Source organism: Actinomadura sp. SCN-SB (genome assembly GCF_043906805.1).
Lineage (GTDB): Bacteria > Actinomycetota > Actinomycetes > Streptosporangiales > Streptosporangiaceae > Spirillospora.
Genome location: NZ_JBIMPP010000137.1, coordinates 1 through 4681 on the forward strand (window position 1 = coordinate 1; position 4681 = coordinate 4681).

Annotated in this window: 4 protein-coding genes; 3 read left to right on the forward strand and 1 reads right to left on the reverse strand. The window is 68.7% G+C overall.

Features of this window, described 5'->3' with window-relative positions; translation table 11 throughout:
* Positions 1-293 precede the first annotated feature (293 nt).
* Positions 294-608 carry a thioredoxin gene (trxA, locus tag ACGWYJ_RS38565; RefSeq protein ID WP_285702155.1) on the forward strand — a complete coding sequence of 105 codons (315 nt, stop codon included), beginning with the start codon at positions 294-296 and terminating at the stop codon, positions 606-608.
* Positions 609-797: 189 nt separating this feature from the next.
* Here the strand turns inward: trxA and ACGWYJ_RS38570 are convergent, their stop codons facing one another.
* Positions 798-1415, reverse strand: coding sequence for a GNAT family N-acetyltransferase (locus tag ACGWYJ_RS38570; protein ID WP_395111630.1), 618 nt, complete (start codon positions 1413-1415; stop codon positions 798-800).
* Positions 1416-1860: 445 nt separating this feature from the next.
* Here ACGWYJ_RS38570 and ACGWYJ_RS38575 point away from each other — a divergent pair, with 445 nt between their 5' ends.
* Together ACGWYJ_RS38575 and ACGWYJ_RS38580 are read left to right on the forward strand one after the other, a co-directional pair.
* A complete protein-coding gene (locus tag ACGWYJ_RS38575) occupies positions 1861-3093 on the forward strand; it encodes a PLP-dependent aminotransferase family protein (RefSeq protein ID WP_395111632.1) in 1233 nt (410 codons plus the stop codon).
* 137 nt (positions 3094-3230) lie between these two features.
* Positions 3231-4172: a D-alanine--D-alanine ligase gene (locus tag ACGWYJ_RS38580; RefSeq protein ID WP_395111631.1), complete on the forward strand. Its 942-nt coding sequence runs from the start codon at positions 3231-3233 to the stop codon at positions 4170-4172.
* The last annotated feature ends 509 nt before the right edge of the window (positions 4173-4681 follow it).

Sequence of the window (4681 nt, forward strand, 5' to 3'; positions counted from 1 at the left end):
ATCACGGCGGCGGGGACGGGGTGCGCGGCGGCGATCGACGCCGAACGCTGGCTCCAGGACCAGGACAACGCCGAAACGGATCCCCATCCGGAAGAAAAGGAACTGTCCTCTCAAGGGTGACGGATGTGGTCCGCGATGGCAGGCGATGCCGTACACACCCGGTGGCCGCGGGGCCGCCGCTGAGGACCGTGACCGTCACGCCGTGGCCGTCGATCCCAGATCGTGACCGACCCCATGACCGACCAGGCGTGGTGGCGGGGGACCCGCCACCGGGAATGAACGAAGGAGACCCGATGAAGGCCGTGACCGACGCCGACTTCGAGACCGAGGTGCTCAAGAGCGAGAAGCCCGTGCTCGTCGACTTCTGGGCCGAGTGGTGCGGGCCGTGCCGGATGGTCGCCCCCATCCTGGAGGAGATCGCCGGCGAGCACGGCGACAAGCTGGAGATCGTCAAGCTCAACATCGACGAGAACCCGCAGGTGCCGTCGCAGTACCAGATCTTGGGCATCCCGACGCTGAACGTTTACAAGGATGGCAAGGTCGTCAAGCAGATCCAGGGCGTCAGGCCCAAGGCCGCCCTCCTTCGCGAACTCGCCGAGTTCATCTGATCCCTCCCGAACGCGCCCTCCGTCCTCCCGCGGCGAGCGCGAACACCAGGGCCCGTGCCACCCGGCACGGGCCCTGTCCTTTGTGCCGAGGTACGAAGGACCGGCCCCGTTGAGTGGTGCCACGCTGGCCTCGGACGCGCTCGACCCGGCGGTCCCGTCCCTTGATCCCGACGAGGCTCTGAGCGGCTCTCAGACGGGACGGAGGGCGCCCTCCGGAGTCATGGAGCCCAGCAGCCGTTCCAAGGCCACCTCGACGTCCTCACGCCACGACAGGGCGGACTTCAGTTCCAGCCTCAGCCGCGGATACCGGTGATGCGGCCGGACGGTCTTGAAACCCACCGACAACAGGTAGTCGGCGGGCACCACACAACCGCCCTCCTCCCCCTTGAGATCACCGAACGCCTCGATGGCCTTCACGGCGCGCCGCGTCAGATCCTTGGCCACCCCCTGGACCAGCATCCGTCCCAGCCCGCCACCCGCGAAATCCGGAACGATGTTCGCCGTCATCAGCAGGACGGCGTCGGCGCTGACCGGGCTCGTCGGGAACGCGACCGAGCGCGGCACGTACAGCGGCGGCGCGTACAGGACGAAGCCCGCGGGGACATCGTCCACATAGACGATCTTGCCGCAGCTGCCCCACTCCAGAAGCGTGGAGGAGATCCACGCCTCCTTTTCCAGATCCGGGCTGCCGGCCTCCGCGGCGCGCTCCCCCGCCACCGGATCGAGTTCCCAGAAAACGCAGTGGCGGCAGCGACGCGGCAGGTCGTCCAGGTTGTCCAGTGTGATGTTGACGAGCCGACGCGACACCGGAACTGCACCCCCTGAGCGCCCGTCCCCCGTCCCGCCTCCTGCGTGGCGCGGTCGGGATCTCCGGTGGACGAGCTCGCCTGGTGTACGTACGTGAATTCTCGTTCTGAGCGCCACATCTCGGAATCCCCGGCAACACTCCGGGACCCTGGGGCATCGTATCGGACAGGGGTCTTTCACCCGGCGCACGGCATCGATCATGCGTGCCGCCCATCGGAGAGAGCCCTCTCCCCGCGTCTTGGGCAACGGCGCCCGATGGCGCGGGGACCTTTCCTCTTCACCGGCATCGGCCGGGCGCCTCATCGCTCGGCGGCAGGGCCCCTCACAGCCCACCGACAACGGTGTCGTAGTTTGCTAGAACGTCCGATCACCCCGGAGGTGCCTCGTGAACCAGCACTCACGAACAGATGCCTACACCGATCGCTACGCCGCCCGTGCCGCCGGCATGGTCGCCTCTGAGATCCGGGCTCTGTTCGCGGTGGCTTCGCGTCCCGAGGTCGTCTCCCTCGCGGGGGGCATGCCCTACGTGTCAGCGCTCCCGCTCGACGCCGTAGGGGAGATGGTGGGCGAACTGGTGGCCCGCAACGGCGCCGAGATGCTCCAGTACGCGTCCGCCCAAGGCGACCCCCTTCTGCGCGAGCGCATCTGCGAGGTGATGGCGCTCGAAGGCGTCCAGGCGTCCGCGGACGACGTCGTGGTGACGGTGGGAGCGCAGCAGGCGCTCGACCTGATCACTCGGATCTTCGTCGACCCGGGCGACGTGGTCCTGGCGGAGGCCCCCTCCTACGTGGGCGCGCTGGGCACCTTCGCCGCCTACGAGGCGGACGTCGTCCACGTGCCCCTGGACGACGGCGGTCTCATCCCGTCCGCTCTGCGCGAGACCCTTGAACGGCTCCGGCGGGAGAACCGCCGCGTCAAGTTCCTCTACACCGTTCCGACGTTCCAGAACCCCGCGGGCGTCACGCTCACCACCGCGCGCCGCGCCCAGGTCCTGGAGATCTGCGCCGAATATGACGTGCTGATCATCGAGGACAACCCCTATGGGCTCCTCAGGTTCGACGGCGAACCGGTGCGGGCCCTCCGCGCCGACGACGCCGAGCGCGTGATCTACCTCGGCTCGTTCTCGAAGACGATCGCCTCAGGACTCCGGGTGGGCTGGGCCCTGGCGCCGCATGCTGTACGGGCCAAGCTCGTCCTGGCCGCCGAATCCGCGATCCTGTGCCACCCGAACTTCTCCCAGCTCGCCGTACGGGAGTACCTCAGCACCCAGCCATGGCGTGAGCAGATCAAAGATTTCCGTGAGCTTTACCGGGCCCGCCGCGACGCCATGCTGGAATCCCTGGAATCGATGATGCCCGAGGGCTGCACCTGGACCCGGCCCGCCGGCGGTTTCTTCGTCTGGCTCACCTTGCCCGAGGGCCTGGACGCCAAGGCGATGGCTCCGCGCGCCATCGCCGAACGCGTCGCGTACGTACCGGGCACGGGCTTCTACTCGGACGGCACCGGGCACCGCCATATGCGACTGTCCTACTGCTACCCGGACCCGGACCGCATCCGGGAGGGCGTCCGCCGCCTCGCCGCGGTCGTGGAGCAGGAGATCCAGCTTCGTGACACCTTTGGGGGAGTCGGAGCAAGCTCACCCACTGGGGTCGACACCCCCGGCCCCGGTACCTTCTAGGACTCAAGAAAGGCGCGCCGGCTCCCCCATCCTGGAGCCGGCGCGCTTGTTACGAGGAACCGCTGGCGGGAACCGGTGATTCCCGCCACCAGCCAAAACGTCCACTGGTGGGACGTGTGTGACGCAAGGGGCATTGATTGGAACTCGGGCATGTGGTCGTCCTCGCCGGAGGTCTGTCCTACGAGCGGGAGGTCTCGCTGCGCTCCGGCCGCCGGGTCGTGGACGCGCTGCGCTCCGTCGAGGTCCCGGTCGAGCTCCGGGACGCGGATGCGACGCTCCTGGACGCCCTCTCGAACGACCCGCCGGACGCCGTCTTCCCCGTCCTCCACGGGGCGTCGGGCGAGGACGGCGCGATGCGCGATGTGCTCGAACTGCTGGACGTCCCGTACGTAGGCTCCCGCCCGGACGCCTGCCGCGTCGCCTGGGACAAGCCTTCCGCCAAGGCCGTCGTACGGCGCGCGGGCCTGAGCACGCCCGCCTCCGTCGCCCTCCCCAAGGAGATCTTCCACGACCTCGGCGCATCGTCGGTTCTCGACCACATCGTGCGGCGCCTCGGCCTTCCCCTCTTCGTCAAGCCGACCCGCGGCGGCTCCGCCTTGGGCGCCTCGATCGTCCGCGAGGCCAGCGAGCTACCGGCCGCCATGGTCGGCTGCTTCTCGTACGGCGACGCGGCGCTCATCGAGCAGTACATCGCCGGCACCGAGGTCGCCGTCAGCGTGATCGAGCGGGACGGCCGGCCCCAAGCCCTCCCCGCCGTCGAGATCGTGGTCCCGGGCGGTCGTTACGACTACACAGCCCGCTATGACGCCGGCGACACCGAGTTCGTCACCCCGGCCCGCCTCTCTCCCGAGGCCGCCGAACGCGCCACCGCCGCCGCCCTCACCGCTCACCAAGCACTGGGCCTGCGCGACCTCTCCAGGACCGACCTGATCGTGGACTCCGACGGCGAGGCCCACTTCCTGGAGGTCAACGTTGCCCCCGGCCTCACGGAAACCAGCCTCTTCCCCATAGCCATCAACGCCGCCGGCCTAGACCTGGGCACCGTCTACCGCGACCTCCTCCTGGCACGTTTCCCGTGAAACATCGACGTACCGCCCACAGACACCGCTGACGCCAACACGACTACCCCACCCTTGCTCCCGGCTACACCCCCATAGCCACCGCCACAAACAGACCATTCCAGAGGACACTTCAGGGCAACTCAGCCAGCGAACCACCCGGTACCGGCCCTGGCCGTGGACCGATCGGCATCTTCGAGCTGATCACCAAGCGGCACGCCCTGACGCAGGTCGTGGGGCTCCCCGACCAACAACTCCAAGCCCGCAAGAAATCCCTTCGCCCCGCTCACCCCGACAAGACGCGCCCAGCCCCAACCCAAGGGATGGAAACGAAGGCGCAGGGGGTGCTGTGAACGAGAGGACGATGGGGTGCGCATACCAGCGCGCATGCGCGCCCAGCCATTCGCCGACGTATACCCGCACGAGCGGTGCGGACGTCGAACAGGCCGCTGAACGCGTCCGGCAGGCCCAGCTCGCACTGCCAGCCGGTCCACCGCAATCAGGTGCCCGCCCGCCGACGTAGACGCGCA

Coding starts and splice junctions, on each gene's coding strand:
- trxA (WP_285702155.1), top strand. CDS start 294: ATGAAGGCCGTGACCGACGCCGACTTCGAGACCGAGGTGCTCAAGAGC.
- ACGWYJ_RS38575 (WP_395111632.1), top strand. CDS start 1,861: ATGGTCGCCTCTGAGATCCGGGCTCTGTTCGCGGTGGCTTCGCGTCCC.